Origin of the sequence: Neogemmobacter tilapiae (genome assembly GCF_014652215.1) — a bacterium.
Lineage (GTDB): Bacteria > Pseudomonadota > Alphaproteobacteria > Rhodobacterales > Rhodobacteraceae > Neogemmobacter > Neogemmobacter tilapiae.
In genome coordinates, this window is sequence record NZ_BMYJ01000002.1 from 171,451 (window position 1) to 189,880 (window position 18,430).

Annotated in this window: 18 protein-coding genes; 3 read left to right on the plus strand and 15 right to left on the minus strand. The window is 61.4% G+C overall.

Going from position 1 to position 18,430, the window contains the following annotated elements; translation table 11 throughout:
- Positions 1 to 165: 165 nt before the first annotated feature.
- The 3 genes from IE095_RS03930 to IE095_RS03940 form a co-directional block, all read right to left on the minus strand.
- Complete coding sequence (locus IE095_RS03930; protein WP_189410317.1) at positions 166 to 705, minus strand: hypothetical protein; 540 nt, start codon at positions 703 to 705, stop codon at positions 166 to 168.
- Positions 702 to 1,004 (minus strand): lysozyme inhibitor LprI family protein, encoded by a 303-nt coding sequence (locus tag IE095_RS18710; protein ID WP_189410536.1) that lies wholly within the window; start codon positions 1,002 to 1,004, stop codon positions 702 to 704. The genes IE095_RS03930 and IE095_RS18710 overlap by 4 nt, the downstream gene beginning before the upstream one ends.
- Positions 1,005 to 1,476: 472 nt before the next feature.
- Positions 1,477 to 3,207, minus strand: coding sequence for a calcium-binding protein (locus IE095_RS03940; RefSeq protein WP_189410318.1), 1,731 nt, complete (start codon positions 3,205 to 3,207; stop codon positions 1,477 to 1,479).
- 138 nt (positions 3,208 to 3,345) lie between these two features.
- Between IE095_RS03940 and IE095_RS03945 the strand changes: the two genes are divergently transcribed.
- The gene (locus tag IE095_RS03945) at positions 3,346 to 3,840 is read left to right on the plus strand and encodes a DUF1993 domain-containing protein (RefSeq protein WP_189410319.1); all 495 of its coding nucleotides are present in this window, start codon (positions 3,346 to 3,348) and stop codon (positions 3,838 to 3,840) included.
- On the opposite strand, the gene IE095_RS03950 is transcribed toward IE095_RS03945, so the two are convergent.
- A complete protein-coding gene (locus tag IE095_RS03950; RefSeq protein WP_189410320.1) occupies positions 3,837 to 5,033 on the minus strand; it encodes an MFS transporter in 1,197 nt (398 codons plus the stop codon). The genes IE095_RS03945 and IE095_RS03950 overlap by 4 nt on opposite strands.
- Before the next feature lie 136 nt (positions 5,034 to 5,169).
- On the opposite strand from IE095_RS03950, the gene IE095_RS03955 reads away from it, so the two are divergent.
- Entirely contained in the window at positions 5,170 to 5,832 is a 663-nt protein-coding gene (locus IE095_RS03955) for a DNA-3-methyladenine glycosylase I (protein WP_189410321.1), read from the plus strand.
- Positions 5,833 to 5,858: 26 nt separating this feature from the next.
- Here IE095_RS03955 and IE095_RS03960 read toward each other — a convergent pair whose 3' ends face one another.
- From IE095_RS03960 to IE095_RS04000, 9 genes are all read right to left on the minus strand, one after another.
- Positions 5,859 to 7,097: a calcium-binding protein gene (locus IE095_RS03960; protein WP_189410322.1), complete on the minus strand. Its 1,239-nt coding sequence runs from the start codon at positions 7,095 to 7,097 to the stop codon at positions 5,859 to 5,861.
- A 117-nt stretch (positions 7,098 to 7,214) separates the two neighbouring features.
- Complete coding sequence (locus IE095_RS03965; RefSeq protein WP_373295393.1) at positions 7,215 to 8,219, minus strand: NAD-dependent epimerase/dehydratase family protein; 1,005 nt, start codon at positions 8,217 to 8,219, stop codon at positions 7,215 to 7,217.
- Positions 8,220 to 8,282: 63 nt separating this feature from the next.
- A complete protein-coding gene (locus IE095_RS03970; RefSeq protein ID WP_189410324.1) occupies positions 8,283 to 9,500 on the minus strand; it encodes an NAD(P)/FAD-dependent oxidoreductase in 1,218 nt (405 codons plus the stop codon).
- A gap of 45 nt (positions 9,501 to 9,545) precedes the next feature.
- Positions 9,546 to 10,706, minus strand: a complete 1,161-nt coding sequence (locus tag IE095_RS03975) for an iron-containing alcohol dehydrogenase (RefSeq protein WP_189410325.1) — start codon at positions 10,704 to 10,706, stop codon at positions 9,546 to 9,548.
- A complete protein-coding gene (locus tag IE095_RS03980; protein WP_189410326.1) occupies positions 10,703 to 12,085 on the minus strand; it encodes an aldehyde dehydrogenase family protein in 1,383 nt (460 codons plus the stop codon). Before IE095_RS03980 ends, IE095_RS03975 begins: the two co-directional genes overlap by 4 nt.
- Before the next feature lie 43 nt (positions 12,086 to 12,128).
- Positions 12,129 to 12,542 (minus strand): type II toxin-antitoxin system VapC family toxin, encoded by a 414-nt coding sequence (locus tag IE095_RS03985; RefSeq protein ID WP_189410327.1) that lies wholly within the window; start codon positions 12,540 to 12,542, stop codon positions 12,129 to 12,131.
- Positions 12,539 to 12,964 (minus strand): DUF7662 domain-containing protein, encoded by a 426-nt coding sequence (locus tag IE095_RS03990; RefSeq protein WP_189410328.1) that lies wholly within the window; start codon positions 12,962 to 12,964, stop codon positions 12,539 to 12,541. Before IE095_RS03990 ends, IE095_RS03985 begins: the two co-directional genes overlap by 4 nt.
- Positions 12,965 to 13,042: 78 nt before the next feature.
- On the minus strand, positions 13,043 to 14,425 hold the full coding sequence (locus tag IE095_RS03995; RefSeq protein WP_189410329.1) for a glutamine synthetase family protein: 1,383 nt from the start codon (positions 14,423 to 14,425) through the stop codon (positions 13,043 to 13,045).
- A 52-nt stretch (positions 14,426 to 14,477) separates the two neighbouring features.
- Positions 14,478 to 15,257 carry an N-formylglutamate amidohydrolase gene (locus tag IE095_RS04000; protein WP_189410330.1) on the minus strand — a complete coding sequence of 260 codons (780 nt, stop codon included), beginning with the start codon at positions 15,255 to 15,257 and terminating at the stop codon, positions 14,478 to 14,480.
- 105 nt (positions 15,258 to 15,362) lie between these two features.
- Between IE095_RS04000 and IE095_RS04005 the strand changes: the two genes are divergently transcribed.
- On the plus strand, positions 15,363 to 16,235 hold the full coding sequence (locus tag IE095_RS04005; protein WP_189410331.1) for a MurR/RpiR family transcriptional regulator: 873 nt from the start codon (positions 15,363 to 15,365) through the stop codon (positions 16,233 to 16,235).
- A 119-nt stretch (positions 16,236 to 16,354) separates the two neighbouring features.
- Here the strand turns inward: IE095_RS04005 and IE095_RS04010 are convergent, their stop codons facing one another.
- Entirely contained in the window at positions 16,355 to 17,290 is a 936-nt protein-coding gene (locus IE095_RS04010) for a 2-hydroxyacid dehydrogenase (protein WP_189410332.1), read from the minus strand.
- Positions 17,290 to 18,429 (minus strand): rod shape-determining protein RodA, encoded by a 1,140-nt coding sequence (gene rodA, locus IE095_RS04015; RefSeq protein WP_189410333.1) that lies wholly within the window; start codon positions 18,427 to 18,429, stop codon positions 17,290 to 17,292. The genes IE095_RS04010 and rodA overlap by 1 nt, the downstream gene beginning before the upstream one ends.
- Position 18,430: the final 1 nt, after the last annotated feature.

Genomic DNA, 18,430 nt, shown 5'->3' on the forward strand with positions numbered 1-18,430 from the left:
ATCGAAAGGTTGTTCGTATGGAGTTGCGCGCATCAAAACTGGCATAGACCCGTCGTCGATGCTTGCCACCAACACGATCCTGCCCGCGCAGAAGGCGATCATGCGGTGGTGTTTGGCGTTTGATCTGGGCAATGTCGCCCCGGCCCTCTGACCCGGGGCGGCGGTTTACGGGCGATAGTGGTGAAGCCAGTTCTCTTCGCTGCGCAAATAAAAGATGCGCTCGGCAGTCAAACGTTCAAAGCACCAGTCGTTGACCTTTTCTCGTTCCCGATAGGGAAGGTCGGCCAAGGGCAAGGCTTCCCGCTCACAAAAGGCCCATCTGTAGGCTTCCCAAGCCTGTTCCGCGCGAATGACGGTGACGAGCCTATCCGCATAATGGCGACTGTCATAAAGCAGGTCACGTGCATCCAAGGCATTTGCCATCTGGAACTGGGTCATGATTTCCAGCCGGTAAAGTCTTTCCCACACATTGGCTTCGTTTCGGCAATCGCGCGGTTCCGGGTGCGGCCAGTCTGACTGGGGGTTGATACAGGCGGTCGTGGCGACACCCACACAATTCATCGCCAATTCGCGCGTTTTTGCGGATTCAAAGCAGGCCTCGGTCCGTTCACGAATGACGATAAAATCCCGCGCCCAGTCTTCGTATTTGTCAGCCCAGACTGGCTTGGCCAGAACCAAGATCAACAAGAACAGGATGCGGATCATGGTACAGGTTTCCCGGCGATAGCAGCCAAAAAGGGACGCAAGTCGAACAGACGTTTGACGGTCAGTCTCATGGCGCAATGGGGCTCTTCGGTGATGCCTATCGTGCCACCGCTGTGCTGTGCGACTTCAAACTGGCATTGCGCTGCGGCATAGGCGTTCCAGAGATCGCGCTCTTCAATCGCCGTGTGATGCGCGTCGGGCCTTTCTTTGCCTGTCTGAACAATCTGATTGTCTTTCAGAAGGGCCCAAGCCTCGATTTTTCGCTGTTCGAAATTCAGCAGATGCAGCCAAAGTCCCAGTTCGCGCTGGTTGCAGGCACCTTCGTCGGAATGGGATGCCTTTTTTTAAAGGATTTCACACAGGAATCGAAGGTCAGATTGATGCAGCCCCGGGCCTGATCCCAGCTTTCAGCGGCTTCATAGCAAGATTGCAGCAAGGCGATGTCGGCGCGGGCCTCTTTGTCCTGGAGGAAGTTGACTTCGGCTTTGGCGGATGGGGCAAGACTGGAAAGGGCGAAAATCGCCGCGATGAGGCGCACTGATGGCTCCGTTTGATCATGGTTGTGGGTTGCGCTCTAGGGTTGCATTGCAAAATGTATCGGGTTGCAAGGGGCTTCTCGCGGGACTTCAATCGGTGTCCACGCCAGAGGCGATCACGCGGCGGTGTTTGGGAGGGGAACGGGGGTTGTGGGAAGATGGGCAGATTGCCCATCCTACGGGGGATGGGCAATCTGCCTTTCGCCGCCGCGTAGGATGGGCCATTGGCCCATCTTCAGGTGTTCAGCGAAATATCGATTGAGTTGGTGTCGAGCACCAGAACCTCGAAATCCGCTGTGGCATCGCCGTCGATGTCGATCTGGACTTTCATGTCTTGCCCGGCGCGGAAATAGCGGACCTCATAGGCGGCACCGGAAAAGGCGGTATTGCCGATCAGCACCATCGCGCCCGAGAACATGTCGATGATGATGGCGTCCTGACCCTTTTGATAATCATGGATCACGTCGCGCGCGGCCCCGCTGCCCGCGTCCGAGCCGCTGACAAAGGCAAAGACATCGGCCCCCGCGCCGCCGAACAGGTGGTCGGCCCCATGGCCGCCGACCAGCCGGTCGTTTTGCGCCCCGCCATAAAGCCAGTCACGCCCGGCCCCGCCGATCAGATGGTCGCTGCCGCCCGCGCCATAAAGGCTGTCATTCCCATCATAACCGTCGATCCGGTTGTTGGCGCCATTGCCGGTCACGCGGTCGTCGCCCAAGCCGCCGGTGACGTCTTCGAAATTGCTGGCCCGCTTGTGGCCCGTTAGGATTCCCGTCGCCATGTTGAACGTCAGATCGCGTTCAATATTGCCAAGATAGATTTCGTCCCGGCCCTTGCCACCGTCAAACACTTCGTTGCCGCTGATAAATTCATCAAGGTAGATGCTGTCGTTGCCAGCCCCGCCATAGAGTTCAATCACGGTTTTCCCATCGCTGAGCAGTTCATTGGCAGACCCGCCGAGAACCTTTTCAATTCCGGTCGTGATAAAGCTGACGCCAGGCGCGCCGCCCTGTCCGCTGGGATGAAAGGTTAGGCCGTCGACGCTGACTTGACGCAGGTCGAGCGTGTCAAATCCAGCACCCCCATTGTAGCGTTCATAGGGTCCGCCACCGTCGGCGATGATCGTGTCATTGCCGCCGCGCCCATCCAGCGTATCGATCCCGCCAAAACCCCGCAGGCGGTTGGCTTGGCCATCGCCGCGGATGACATCCGCCGCTGATCCGCCCGAGACATCCTCGATCTGTTGCAGGCCGTATTGCTTTTGGGTGATGCCATCGGTGACCCGCGCGCGCTTGGCCGCCAGATCAACATCCCAAGCAAAGCCGGAATCGAGATTCAGCACATCGCGGGCACCCGCGCCGCCCAGCAATTCGCTGCCCGCATCGGTGGAGAAGTCGATCAGGAAACTGTCATTGCCATCGCCGCCATACATGCGGGTAAAGCCGTTGTATTGGATCAGGCGGTCATTCCCCGCATCCCCGTAAAGCAAGTCGGTTCCCAGCGCACCGTTGATCGTGTCGTTACCGCCGCCGCCCGAAAGCCGGTTGTTGCCCGAGGTGCCCCAAAGCTGATCCTTGCCGGCGCCGCTGCGGATATTTTCAATGTCCGACAGAAAGATGACGGTGACGCCCCCGGCGGTCAGATAGGGGGCTCCGAGATTGACCTGAACGTTGCCTGTGATGTTCGAAAGGTCCAAAAGGTCAGTTCCCGCCCCACCAAAAAGGCTGTCGCTGGCATTCAGGGGGCCGCGCACGACCAGCGTGTCATTGCCGTTGCCGCCGTCCAGCAGCAGGACGCCAGAGGAGGTGCCGCTGTCCAGCAGATCATTGCCGTCATCACCAAAGAGGCTGTCAGAGGCGGTGCCGCCCCCGGCGCGGAGGGTGTCATTGCCGCCCTTGCCGATGATCGTGTCGCTGGCGTTGGTGCCGGTCAGCAGGTTGTTGCCGCCATTTCCCGTGATTGTGGGCATGGTTTATCCTTTCGTGATGAAAATGGGCCGTCAAAATTCGTTCTGGGGCAAGATTAGCACGGCGGGCGCAAGCGGCAAAGCCCCTTGCGCCGGGCGAAGGGGCAGGCGCATATTTGCGGCGAAATCAGGGGGGGCGTGATGATCCACGACAGTTGCAACAAGACCTATGACCGTTTTCTGGGGGCCTTGTCGAAGGTTCTGACCAAGGCAGAGGCGCATTGCACGGCGAAAAAGATCGCGCCCGAGGCGATGCTGACCTTTCGGCTGTTTCCCGACATGTTCCCGCTGATCCGGCAGGTGCAATTGACCTGCGATTTTGCAGCGCGGGCGGCGGCGCGGCTGGCGGGGGAAGAGCCGAAGTCCTTTCCCGATACGGAAACCAGCTTTGCCGAATTGCAGACGCGCATTCAGGCGGCGCGGGGCTATGTCGCCAGTTTCACTGCTGATCGCTATCAGGGGGCCGAGACAAGGGCCATTACCCTGAAGATGCGGGGGCAAGACATGACGATGTCAGGGTCGGACTACCTGAACCTCTATTCCCTGCCGCAGTTCTATTTCCATATGGCGACGGCCTATAACATCCTGCGCCACAATGGGGTGGAACTGGGCAAGCCAGACTATATGGGCGCTTAGGCCGGCGGGTCGATGATGGCGGCCTGTGCGGCATCGCGTCCGCGCAGGTCATCGGCGGCACGGGCGCGATGGGCCATCAGGGCGACAAAGATCGCAAGGGTCGCGAGCGAGCCATAGGTCCAGCGATAGCCGATATGTTCGGCGATATAGCCGATGGAGGCCGGGGCCACGAGGATGCCGGAATAGCCGACCATGGTGACAGCGGCGATGCCCGCGCCCGACGACAGGCCCGGATGGTTGCCTGCGGCCGAAAACAGCACGGGCACCATATTGGCAACACCCAGACCGGCAAAGCCGAAGGACAGGATGGCAAACCAGGGGGAGGGGGCCATTGCGCCGCCCAAAAGGCCGATGGCGGCGATGAAGCCCGACACTTGCAGGGTGCGGACAGCGCCGAAACGGTTGCGGACGCCATCACCGGCAAAGCGCAGAACGGCCATGGCACCCGAGAACAGGCCGAAAGCATAGCCGGAAATCGCCGGATCGCCGCCCAGTTCGCGGGTCAGATAGAGCGCGGCCCAGTCAAGGATCGCGCCTTCGGGCACCATGGAAAACAGCGCCATGACGCCGATCAGCCAAAGCGCCCCGTCACGCGGCAGCAGGGCGGGTTTGGGTTCATCGGCATGTGCCTTGGGGGCCGGGGCGTCGGGCATCAGGAACAGGCTGGCGGTGGTGACGACAAGGGCGGCACAGCCGGCGGCCCAAAGCGCCTGCACTTCGGAGCCATAAGCGGCCAGCAGTTGGCCACCAAAAATGCCGCCGATAAAGCCGCCAAGGCTCCAGAACCCATGCGACGAGGACATGATGGCGCGGCCCATGCTGCGTTCAACGACGACGGCATTGGCGTTCATCGCCACATCCATGCAGCCGGTAAAGGCGCCAAAGGCGACCATGGCCAAGGCCAGCAGATAGACGTTCGGGGCAAAGACGACGGCGGGCAGAACCGGGATCAGCAAGACAGCAAAGGTGCGCAGAACGCGACGGCTGCCGAAAAGGTTGATCAGGCGGCCCGCAAAGATCATCGCGCCGACGGCCCCCAGACCAAGGGCAAGGATCAGCGCGCCCAGCGTGCTTTCGGTGATGTCATGGCGCGGCAGCAGCAAGGGGATCTGCGGGGCCCAAGCCCCCATGATGAACCCGTTGACCAGAAACATGGCCCCGACGGCCCAGCGGCCGATGCGCGCTTGCTGCATATTAACGCTCCTACACTTCGGGCAAGGGGATACAGCAAGCGCCCGGCGGGGGGAAGCCCGGCAGGGATGACATTTGGTAACGGCGGGTGACAGTGGATCACGGGGATTCTAAGGTGAAGCTTTCACGGAGGGGGCGATGCGTGACTTTGCCGAGATCGAGGCCATTGCCGTCGGGCGCAAGGGGGCGGGGATGCTGGAGGGGCTGATCCAGCCCGTGGCAGTGGAGGAATTGGCGGCCAAGCCGTTGTCGGTCTGGCTGGAGGCGATGGCGAAGGCGATCTTTCAGGCGGGGTTTTCCTGGTCGGTGATCGACGCGAAATGGCCGGGGGTTCAGGCGGCTTTCGCGGGGTTCGATCCGGGCAAGCTGGCGCTTTGGCATGACGACGATATGGCCCGCCTGCTGGCTGATCCGGGGATCGTGCGCAATGGGGCCAAGATTTCGGCGGTGCTGGAAAACGCCGTCTTTCTGATGGCGCTGCAAGGCGAGACGGGCGATGCAGCGGGGCATCTGGCGCATTGGCCGGGGGCGGATCAGGCGGGGTTTCTGGCGTTGCTGGGCAAACGCGGCGCGCGGCTGGGGGGCAACACGGGGCAAAGGGTTTGCCGGATGGTGGGGCGGGACAGCTATGTTCTGTCGGACGATGTGGTGAAGCGGCTGGTGATCGAAGGGGTGATTGAGGGGCCTCCGTCCTCGGCCAAGGCGATGGGGCGGGTGCAGGCGGCGTTCAACCTTTGGGCGGATCAATCAGGGCGCAGTCTGGCGCAGATCAGCCAGATTCTGGCGCAGAGCGTGGATTAGGGCCGGGGTGAACCCGGCCCCAAGAGTCAGACGAAAAGGAAATCGCCGTTGGAAAGTTCGGTGCCGACCGTCACGGTGGCGATCAGCACGCCTTTGAACTTGACCCCCGAGCCGTCACGGTCATACCAGATCTGGCCGTTGTTTTCGTTGTAGATGATGCGATGGGCCGCCGTGGTGGCCTTGTTGGTGGTGCCCGAAAGGAACTGTTCAGAAGGCAGAACCCCGGCCAGATCCAGCCCTTTGAAAACGCTGCGGGCGAATTCGAACGTGTCGAGGAAGGGGTCAAAATCGGTGACGACATCGCCGCCGTCGGTGAGGGCGTTGTAGCGGAAGATGTCGGTGCCGCCGCCGCCGGTCAGCGTGTCTTTTCCTGCCGCACCGATCAGGGTGTCGGCCCCATCGCGGCCATCCAGCAGGTCATTGCCGCCCAAGCCCACAAGACGGTTTTCGCCGTCATGGCCGAAAAGGCGGTCATTGCCAGTGGCAGAACCGACAAGGCCATCCATGCCGAAATAGCTGTCACCCTTGGCCCAGCCGGTGTTCAGGCTATTGTCGTTCAGATCGACGGTGAGGGCCTTGGCGGTGCGGAATTCCAGCGTGTCAAAGTCATTGCCGCCGTCAAAGCGTTCGATCCCGGCCCCGGCGCGGAAAAGGTCGTCGCCATCGGCCCCATTCACCGTGCCGATCAGGATGCCGCCGCGGCCATCATAGATGTCCTTGCCGCTGCCCAGTTCGATGTCGCCCCACATCGTGCCCTTGTTGATCACCGTGTCATCGCTGTCATAGGTTTCCAGCGCATCGTCGCTTCCAGCGGTGATGATGCCAAAGTTCTTGAGCAGGGTTTTGGACCCGGCATCGAGATCAAAGTTCACCGCATCTTCGCGCCCGATCAGGGTGCCGTGGTTGATGAGGGTGGCTTTGCCCGCGCCGTCGAAATGTTGGTAGGTGCCGTAATAGCCCTGAATGGTGCCGCGGTTGGTGATCAGGCTGTTGGCCCCCGACAGCTCGATCCCGTCGTCATTGCTGCCCAGAATGCGGCCCCCAGCAGCGACAGTAACCTGCGCGCCCACCCCTTGCAGACGGATGGCGTCATCAACGCCGATGATCAGGCCTTCGACCGTGACCGTTTGTTTGGCCGCCTCACCGAACACACCGAAGTTGTCGATCGAGCGCAGGCTGATGCCTTTTTCGACGATCAGGTTTTGCGTGGCGGTCAGGTTGTATTGGATCCCCACGCCTGCCTTGGTCTTTGCCTTGATCAGCATTCCATTCCCCATTCAAAAAAGGGGCGGGTCAGGCCCGCCCCAAGCCGGGTGACCCTGCGCAAAGCTGCAAAATTAAGCAACCTGAAACGTTATCGGAATACGCCCAAAGTCGTAAGATCAGGCCTTGTAATAGGCGCGATACCATTCGACGAAACGGGCGACACCTGTCGCCACATCGGTTCGGGGCAGGGGGCCAATCAGGGCGGTGATCAGGCTGGCATCGGCCCAGGTGGCGGGCACATCGCCGGGCTGCATGGGCAAGAGCCGCTTTTCGGCCTTTTGCCCCAGGGCCGTTTCGATGGCGGTGACGAAATCCATCAGGCCGACAGGGGCCCCATTGCCAATGTTCACGACGCGGTAGGGGGCGACGGGGGAAAGGCTGTCCATGGGGCCTATGGCATCGGCCCCCGGCGCTTTGGACCCAAGCCTGACGATGCCTTCGACCAGATCGGTGACATAGGTGAAATCACGGCGCATGTCGCCGTGGTTGTAGATGTCGATGGGTTCGCCCTGAAGCACCGCTTTCACAAATTTGAACAACGCCATGTCGGGGCGGCCCCAAGGACCGTAGACGGTGAAAAAGCGGAACATGGTGATCGGCAGGGCGTAGAGATGGGCATAGGAATGGGCCATCGCCTCATTCGCCTTTTTGGTCGCCGCGTAGAAACTCATCGGCGCGTCGGCCTTGTCGGTTTCGGCATAGGGCATCTTGGCGTTGGCCCCGTAGACTGAACTGGTCGAGGCCATCATCATATGCTTTGGCGGATGGGCGCGGGCGGCCTCTAGCAGGTGATAGCTGCCCAGAAGGTTGGCCTGAACGTAGCTTTCCGGCGCGTCGATGGAATGGCGCACCCCGGCCTGTGCCGCCAGATGCACCACCAGATCGGGCTTTTCCTGCGCCATCAGCCCCAGCAACACACCGGGCGTTTCGATGCGTTCTTCGACGGCACGGAAGTTGGGGTTCGCTTGCAGAATGTCCTGGCGGGCGTGTTTGAGGCTGACCTCGTAGTAATCGGTCAGGGCGTCGATGCCGGTGACCTGCCAACCCTCGACCAGCAGGCGCTGGGCCAGATGAAAGCCGATAAAGCCCGAAGCCCCGGTGATCAGCGCCTTGCCTGTCATCATCTTTTCTTCAAAAATATCCCACGGGGGTCCGGGGGTGTGAAACCCCCGGCTTGCTTGGAACTAGAACCGCCTTGCGGACAAAGGCGCAAGGTCCAAAACGGGCCTTTCTCCGAAAATCATCCCCGCAACCAAAGCCGCCGTGATCGGGGCCAGCGTCACCCCCAGATGCCCATGGCCAAAGGCCAGTGTGACGTGATTTTCCCCCCGTTCAATCACCGGCAGGCTGTCGGGGAGCGAGGGGCGAAAGCCCATCCATGTGCGGGACGGTGTGCCCAGATCGGGAAAGACGCTTTTCGCGCCCTGTTCCAACCGCGCAAGGCGGTGGGGGGAGGGAGGGGCTTTCAACCCGCCCAGTTCCACCGTGCCCGCAACGCGCAGACGGCCCGTCATGGGGCAAAGATAGAACCCGCGTTCGGTGATGCAGGCGGGGCGGGTCAGGCGGGGCTGGGGCCTATTCCATTCCAGATGATAGCCGCGTTCGGTCTCTAATGGCACGCGCACGCCCGCCATCCGCGCCAAAGCCTTGGAATGGGCGCCTGTCGCCACGATGATCTCGCTGGCCTGCCATTCTTGTGCGGCTTGCAAACGGGGCTGCGCGCCGGGGATCAGGCTTTTGACCGGCTCGGTGATGAAAACCCCGCCTAAGGCCTGCACCCGCGCGGCCAAGGCGGCCATCATGGCGGAGGGGTCGGACAGGAAGCGCGCGCCGGGAAAGAAGGCGGCCCCGGCCATGGCGGGCAGGCCGGGCTCCATCGCGGCCAGTTCGGCGCTGTTCAGAATGTCAACCTGAACCCCTAGGTCACGGCGAAAGGCGAGGTCCGATTTGGCGGCATCGACCCCCTTTTGATCGGCGTAAAGGTAAAGACAGCCCCGGTCTTGCAGCAAGTCACTGGCCCCGCAATCCGCCGCCAGTTCCGCCCAGCGTGGCCCCGCATCGGCCAGAAGCCCCGCCAAGACTTGCGCATTGGCGCGGGCCTTGCCCGGAAGGGATTGGCGCAGGAAACGGGCGAGCCACGGGGCTAGGGTGGGAAGTGCGGCCTTGCGGATGGCGAGCGGGGAATTGCGGTCGAACATGAGGCGGGGCAGATCGCGCAGAACGCCGGGGGTGCCGACAGGCTGCACTGCGTAATCGGCGATGGTTCCAGCATTGCCATAGGAACAGCCCGAGCCAGGGGCGTTGGGGTCAAACAGCGTGACACCGCGCCCCTGATGCAAAAGGGCCAGCGCGCAGGTCATGCCCACGACACCGGCCCCGATGATGGCGATATCGGCTTTCATTTATCTTGGCGTAGGATGGGCCATTGGCCCATCTTCCGACCCATGTCACATACAAGCATCAAACAGCGCCCGCGTATTCTCGCGCGTCATCACCACCGGGTTGCCGCCGCAAGACGGGTCTTCCAGCGCCATATCGGTCAACATGTCCAGATCGCCGAATTGCACGCCCATCGCCGACAGGTTTTCCGGGATCGCGAGCTGCGTGCGCAGTTCCATCACCCGGTCATGGAAACCCGCAAAGCCGCCGTCGATGCCCAGATAGGCGGCGGCTGCTTTGATCCGGTCCTCAATGGCCGAACGGTTGAACTCCAGCACCATCGGCATCACCACCGCATTCGTGGTGCCGTGGTGCGTGCCGTAAACCGCCCCCACCGGATGCGACAGGGAATGGATCGCCCCCAGCCCCTTTTGGAAGGCCACAGCCCCCATCGCCGCTGCCGACATCATATGCGCGCGGGCATCCAGATCATTGGGGTTTTCATAGACTTGCACCAGGTTTTCAAAGACCAGCCGCATGCCTTCCAACGCGATGCCTTGGCTCATCGGGTGGTAGAAGGGGCTGCAATAAGCCTCAAGACAATGGGCCAGTGCGTCCATCCCGGTGCCTGCGGTGATGAAGCGTGGCATCCCCACGGTCAAGGCGGGGTCGCAGATCGTGACCACGGGCATCAGTTTCGGATGGAAGATGATCTTTTTCTTATGCGTGGCAGAGTTCGTCAGAACCCCCGCACGGCCCACTTCGGAACCCGTCCCCGCCGTGGTCGGCACGGCGATCACGGGGGCAATCTTGGCGGCATCGGCGCGGGTATACCAGTCGTCGATATCCTCCAGATCCCAGACCGAAAGATCGGCCCGCTGCCCCGCCATCAGGGCAATCATCTTGCCCAGATCCAGCGCCGATCCGCCCCCGAAAGCGATCACACCGTCGTGACCCCCGGCTTTATAGACGGCGATCCCAGCCGCCATATTGCCCTCGTTCGGGTTCGGATCGACTTCTGAAAACAGGGCGCGCCCCAGGCCGGCCCCGTCCAGAATTTTTAGCGCATCGGCCGTGATCGGTAGGCTGGCCAAGGCCTTGTCGGTGACCAGCAAGGGCCGGGCAATGCCGCTGGCCTTGCAATATTCGGCCAGCTCCGCGATCCGGCCGACGCCAAATTTGATGGCGGTCGGATAGGACCAGTTGCGATTGGGAACGGCGTGGCTCATTTCGTCACCTTCTTCAGATGGTAGGATTTCGGACGGGTCACCGAATGGAACCCAAGGTAAGACAGCGAGGATCCGCGCCCAGTGTCTTTCACCCCGGTCCAGGTCAGCGCGGGGTCAAGGTAATCGCAACGGTTCTGGAACACGGTGCCGGTTTCCAGCCTTGCGCCCAAGGCGGCGGCGGCCTCGGTGTCGGGGGTCCAGACGGAGGCGGTCAGGCCATAGGGGCTGTCGTTCATCAGGGCGACGGCTTCTTCGTCATTGCGGACCTTCATGATGCCGACAACCGGGCCAAAGCTTTCTTCACGCATCACCCGCATCTTGTGATCGACGTTCACAAGGATCTGGGGGGCGAGATAAGCGCCGCCGTCATCGGCGAATTTCTTGGGGTCCAGCAGGGGCTTGGCGCCCGCCGAAATCGCCTCGGCGGTCTGGTCACGGACGACTTGGGCGAAACGCTTGTGGGCCATCGGGCCTAGGGTGGAGGACATGTCGAGCGGATTGCCCAAGGTCAGTTGCCCGACCCAAGCGACGGACTTTTCGACAAAGCTGTCGTAAAGGCTTTCGTGGACATAGATCCGTTCGATGCCGCAGCAGCATTGGCCCGCGTTGTACATCGCCCCGTCCATCAGGCTGTCCACCGCCGCCTCTAGGTCCGCATCGGCGCGGACATAGCCGGGGTCTTTGCCGCCGAGTTCCAGCCCCAGCGGTGTGAAGGTGCCTGCGGCGGCCCGTTCAATGGCGGCCCCGCCGCCGACTGAACCGGTGAAGTTCACAAAGCCAAAGGCCCGCGCGCCGATCAGTTTTTCGGTGGTGCCATGGTCCAGCACCACATTCTGGAACACATCTTCCGGCACGCCTGCGGCATGGAAGGCGGCGGCAAGGCGTTCGCCGACCAGCAGGGTTTGGCTGGCATGTTTCAGAACCACCGTGTTCCCGGCGATCAGGGCGGGGGCGAGGGTGTTGATCGTGGTCAGAAAGGGATAGTTCCACGGCGCGATGATGAAGACGACGCCCACCGCTTCCCGCGCCAGATAGCGGCGGAAGCGGTCGCTGTCTTCGACCATCTGCGGCGACAGGGCGCTTTCGGCGATAGAGACCATGTAATTCGTGCGGTCGTTCACCCCGCCCCATTCGCCGCCATAGCGCACCGGGCGGCCCATCTGCCAGGCGAGTTCGGTGACGAGGGTCTCTTTGATCTCCATCAGCTTGGCGACGCCCGCTTTGACCAAGGCGATGCGTTCCGCCAAGGGGCGCGCGGCCCAAGCCGGTTGGGCGGCCTTGGCGCGGGCAGCGGCGGCAAAGGCCGCAGCCTCGGCCAAGGGCGTCCGTTCAGCGTAAACGCTGCCATCGACGGGGGAAATCAGTTGGATGGGTTTCATCGTGTTCGTCCTTGGTAGGGTGTGCCTTCAGGGCGCACCAAGTTCAGCAGGCCAGCGCCATCACATGGCCCTTGTCGGCATAATCGAGTATTTTTTGGTCGCGCGTCACAATCCGCAACCCATATTCGCGGGCGGTGGCGATCAGGATGCGGTCGGCGGGGTCGCGGTTGTCAAAGCCCGGCAATTCGGTGGAGGCAATCAGCACCTCTGGTGAAAGCCCTGCGATGCTGATCCCTGCAATCGCTGACAGATTTGCGAAAATGACCCGTGGTTCGATGGCAAAGGCAGCACGCCCCCGAGCTTTTTGTAAGCCGAATTCCCAAGCTGTGATGGGAGAGATGAACACATCTTCGCTCCGATCTGCGGCCTCATCCAAAGCAGCAACGGCCTGATCCGACAGAGGGCCGTTTTTCAGAATCCAGATGGCGGCGCAGGTGTCCAGTAAAAGTGCCGTCATCGTTGCTTCAAGCCTTGCTCAATCCGGTCGGCCTTTTCGCTTAGCCAGTCCCAAGCGTCGTCATAAACCGGCTCTGTCAAATCGACCCCCGGCGCGACGGTGATCGTTCCTGCCATGGCCCCGAAAAGCGGGTGACGCCTTGGTTTTTTGTCCTTTTCCCGAGCATCCTTTTCGACGGTATTCAGCTTGGCGAAAGTCAGCAGTTCCTTTTCTAGATCCACATCCTGCGTTTCATAGCCCGCCTCTAGCCAGCTTTTGGCCTGCACATGGCTGTGGGCCGTGTTGGCCCACCATGGGCGGTGCGCCCGCGCCGAATGGGGCAGGGAAAAACCAAGCAGCGTCTCAATGTCCACGAAACGCATCCGCACGCGCGCATCTTTGCGCGCGGCCAAGTGTTCGGTCAGGGGGCTATATTTGCTCATGGCAGACTTCCTAGGATTGACCGCAAGAAAGTAACATACCTTGGTTACTATTTCAAATAGTAACCAAGGTACCTTTCTTTACGCCCGTTCCAGCAGGCGCTGAAGTTCGAAATCGGTGACCACCCGGTCGGTTTCCGAAATCTCCCACTGGGCGGCGTGGTGATAGTGATCGACCACATCATCGCCCATCGCCGCGCGCAGCATTTTCGACTTGTTCAGCAAAGCCGCCGCTTCGCGCAGGTTTTTCGGAATCTCGCGCACCTTTTTCGCCATATACATGTCGCCCGAGGCTTCGGGTTCCAGCACCATCTTCTTTTCAATCCCATCCAGCCCCGCGGCCAGCAGGGCCGCGCAGGTCAGGTAGGGGTTGATGTCGGAACCGGGGATGCGGCATTCGACGCGCACCGCCTTGGTCCCCTCCCCGCACAGCCGGAAGCCCGCCGTGCGGTTGTCAGCCGACCAGACCGCTTTCGTCGGGGCAAACATCCCGATGGTGAAGCGTTTGTAGCTGTTCACATAGGGTGCCAGAAAGGCCGTGATGTCGCGGGCGTGGTGCAACTGGCCTGCAAGGAAATGCTTCATCACCTCGGACATGCCGTGCTTGTCGGATTTGTCATAGAAGGACGGTTTGCCATCCTTGGACCAGAGCGACTGGTGGACGTGGGACGATGATCCCGCCCGGCGATGATCGTATTTCGCCATAAAGGTCACCGACTTGCCCTTGGTCCAAGCGATTTCCTTGACGCCTTGCTTGACGATCACATGGTTGTCGGCCGTGTCCAGCGCGTCGGAGTAGTGATAGTTGATCTCTTCCTGCCCCGCCTCGGCCTCACCCTTGGAATTTTCCACCGGGATGCCTGCGCCATAAAGCCCGTTGCGGATGGCGCGCATCACCTCTTCTTCCTTGGTCGTCTGGAAGATGTGGTAATCCTCGTTATAGGCGCTGACGGGTTTCAGACCGCCCCAGCCTTGGCCACCTTGCTGCCAGTCGCGGAACTGTTCGTAGGAGTTCTCGAACAGATAAAACTCCAGCTCGGTCGCCATCATCGGCTCGAACCCCATCGCCCGCGCCCGTGCCACCTGTTTCTTCAGGATCGTGCGGGGGGCAATCGCCACCTCTTCATGCGTGTGGTGGTCCAGCATGTCGCCCAAAACCAGCGCCGTGCCGGGCAGCCAAGGCAGAGGGCGCAGGGTGGACAAATCGGGTTTCAGCACATAGTCGCCATAGCCGGTTTCCCAGCTGGTCGATTTATAGCCCTGCACCGTGGTCATATCCATGTCCACCGTCAGCAGGTAATTGCAGCAATGGGTTTCCTCATAACCCTTGTCCACGAAGAACTGGGCGAGGAAACGTTTCCCCATCAGGCGGCCCTGCATGTCGGGGGCGGCCACGATCACCGTGTCAATCTCGCCCTTTTTCACAGCGGCTTTCAATTCGTCGAACGTCATATTTCCGGGCATGGCCCTTATCCTTCCTGTTTATCTTATGAATGCGCGATGATCACACCCGCGCTTAACTCGCCTTGGCTTGCCGCTGAATTTCGGCCAGACCCATGTTCAGAACCGGGGTCAAAAGTTCGGCCATCCGGGCCACGCTTTGATCATCGTGGATCAGATCATTGCGGATTTCCAGCATCGCATGGGGCAGGCCATAGGGCGTTGCCTGCAATTTCAGCGTATGGGTAACCCCATCGCCTGCGGAATAGGGTTCGTTCAGCCCGGTGCGCAGGCCTGTCGATGCGGCGGCCTTGACGATGGCGCGGGCGAGGCTGGGGTCGTCATCATGGATCACGCCGAATTCCACCTCGCGCCTTTTGCCGAAATAGAGGGGGGTAAAGGAATGGACGGTCACAAGCACCGGATCCAGCCCAAGGGCCATGCGTTCAGCCAGCAGATCATGCAGCGCCGTGTGGAAGGGCAGATAGATCGCCCGCATCCGCGCGGCGCGTTCCTGCGCGCTGATGGTGGCATTGCCCGGCACATCGTGGATTTCCGACCGCGCGGGCATGGCCCCGGCGCTAAAGGGCGGGCGGTTCAGATCATAGATCAACCGGCTGACCGGCGCATGAACCAGCGGCGCTTTCAGCGATGCCGACAAACGCCGCGACAGGGCCAAGGCCCCCGGATCCCAGGCGATATGGGCGAGCCGTTGTTCAGCACTCAGCCCCAGATCGCCCCAGCCTGCGGGAAAATGGTTCGAGGCATGTTCACAGCACAACACAATGCGGCCCGTGCCGCCCCGGTTTTCCACCGTTGCGGGAAAAGTCTCGCCCTTGTCTGCCATCTGCGCCATGCTGCCCCCTGAACGCCAGCGTCCCAACCATGGGGCATTCTGTCAAGATATTTTCTTTGATGGAATCTCTGTTACGATGTTTACTAAGGGCAAGGGGGGAACACCATGGTTCGCGCCACCACCACCGTCGATGAGCGTCTTCGGGCGGGGCTTCCCAGCCTGACACGGGCGGAACGCCAACTGGCCTCGCGCATTCTGGATCAGTATCCGGTGGCGGCGTTGGGGTCGATCACGGCCTTGGCCAAGACAGCGGCGGTGTCGACGCCGACCGTCGTGCGGTTGGTGCAGAAACTGGGGTTCAAGGGCTATCCGGATTTCCAGAATTCGATCCGGGCCGAAGTGGAATCGATGCTGGTGTCGCCCTTGGCCAAGCATGACCGCTGGGCGGCGGCGGCCCCGGACACGCATATTCTGAACCGCTTTGCCGATACGGTGCTGTCAAACCTGACCTCGACGCTGGCGCAGATCGACCATGCGGAATTTGATGCGATTGCGGCGCTTTTGGCGGATGAAAAGCGGCAGGTCTTTGCGATGGGCGGGCGGATCACCCATGCGATGGCGGATTATTTCGTGACGCTGATGCTGGCGGTGCGGGCGGATGTGCGGCTGTTGCCCAACCTGTCGAATGCCTGGCCGGTGGCGCTGATCGACATGAAGCCGGGGGATGTGCTGCTGGTCTTTGACATTCGGCGCTATGAGAATTCGGTGCTGCAACTGGTGGAAATGGCGAAGGAACAGGGGGCGGAGGTGATCCTGATCACCGACCCGTGGATTTCGCCCGCCGCGACCCATGCGCGCCACCGCTTGATTGCGCAGATCGAGGCCCCCTCGGCCTGGGACAGTATGGTGAGCATCACGGTGCTGGTGGAGACTTTGCTGGCAGCGGTGCAGGATTTGCGCTGGGACAAGACGGCGGAACGGATGCAGCGTTTGGAAGACCTGTTCGCGCGCACAAGGTTTTTCCGCAAGCATCGGTGATCGGGCGGCATGGCCTGCGGCCATCGGTCTATCGTGGCCTTCGCCTTGCTGCGGCAGGGGGGCAGCCGCCCCCCGCGCTGCGCGCCCCCCCCGGGGATATTTTTGAAGAAAAGATCGGATCAGTAGCCCCTTGTGCGATCCACCAGATGCAGGGGGGCCTCGCCCCTTTCGACGCGGGCGATGTTTTCCGCGACAATGCGGGCGGCGCTGGGGGCGCGGGTATCGGCGGCGATATGGGGGGTGACGGTGACGCGGGGATGCGCCCAGAAGGGATGGTCGGCGGGCAGGGGTTCGACGCGGAAGACGTCGAGTGTCGCATGGGCAACGGTGCCATCGGCCAAGGCCGACAAGAGAGCGGCATCGTCGATCAGCGCGCCACGACCGGGGTTCAGTATGACCATCCCCCGTTTCATCAGCGCAAAGGCGCGGGCGTTCAGGATGTTTTCGGTTTCCGGCGTTTTCGGCAGCAGCAGGACCAGCATATCCGCCTGATGCAATATCCGGTCCAGCCCTTCGGCGCCGTGCAGGCAGGTCAACCCTTCAAGCCGCTTTTCTGTCCGGCTCCACCCTGTCACGCGGAAGTTTAGCCCTTGCAAGGCGCGGGCTGAGGCCGCCCCCAAAGCCCCCATGCCCAGAATGCCGATGTGCCGGTCGCGGGCGAGGGGGGGGGGGCTGTGGTCCCAGATATGGGTGGGATTCACGATATGCCGGTCCATCCCCAGATGATGTCGCAGCACATGGCCCGTCACCCATTCGACCATACCTTCGGACAGACCCTGATCCACCATCCGTGCCAAGGGTTGTGTCAGGCTGGCATTGCCCACGATGCGTTCCACCCCGGCCCAAAGGCTTTGCACCAGTTTGACGCGGGTGAGCGGCGCGAAATCATCGACATCCCCACCCGGCGCATAGATAATGTAATCGACCGTGGCAGGGTCGGCGGGCGGCGTGGCCGAAAGGCGGACGTCGAGCCCGGCGGCGCGAAAGGCCTCGTCCAAGGGCAAGGCATAGTCCGGCCAATTGTGGGAACCGGCGGCAAACCAGATGTTCAGCATCAACGCAACCTGTGGATATGGGCGCTTTGGACAAGGCCGAAGGCCACCATCAGCACCATGACGACCGACCCGCCATAAGACAGGAAGGGCAGGGGAATCCCCACCACCGGCGCCATGCCCATCACCATCGACAGGTTCACCGCCAGATAGAAGAAAAAGTTGGCGGCGACGCCAAGGATCAGCAGTTGGGAAAAACGGTCCCGGTTCTGAAGCGCGCTGATCACGCAAAAGGCGATGATCAGCCCGTAAAGCATCAGCAGCGAAAAGGCCCCGACAAAGCCGAATTCCTCGGCCAGGGTGGTAAAGATGAAATCGGTGTGTTTTTCCGGCAGAAAGTTCAGCTGCGACTGGGTGCCCTGCATGAACCCCTTGCCGCCCCATCCGCCGGACCCCAAGGCGATCTTGGCCTGAATGATGTTATAGCCTGCGCCCAACGGATCGGCCTCGGGGTTCAGGAAGGTGTCGATCCTTGCATATTGATAGTCATGCAGGAACTGCCAGGGCGTTCCCCGCGTTTCAAAGACAGCGGCAATGGCGGAACCGGCCAGCCCCAGCACCGCCCCGAAATACCACAGGCTGACCCCGGCACAGAACATCACGGCCGCCCCGATCAGCAGAAGCAAAAGCGATGTCCCAAGGTTTGGCTGCATCAGCACCAGAACGACGGGCAGGACGATGAGGATCACCGGCAGAAGAACCCACAGGGGCCTCGACACCTTTTTCGGATCAAGCCAGTCGTAATAGGCCGCCAGCAGCATCACCAGCGTCACCTTCATCATTTCCGAAGGTTGCAACCGGATGAAACCCAGATCAATCCAGCGCTGTGCGCCCATGCCGACATGGCCGAAAAACTCGACGTAAAGCAGCAGCAGCATCGCCACGCCATAGGCCAGCACCGACATGTTCTTCCAGAACCAGATCGGCACGAAGGCCACAAAGAACATCAGGAACAGCCCCGCGCCAAAGCGCGTCATCTGCGGTTCGGCCCACAAATCCGCCCGCCCGCCCGACACGGAATACAGCATCAGCCAGCCGACCGAGGCCACGGCACAGATCAGCAGCACCAGCGCCCAATGCAGATGCAGCGCCTTGCGCAGGCCGGTGGGGGCCGATTTGATGCGGTATTCCAGAAAACTCATG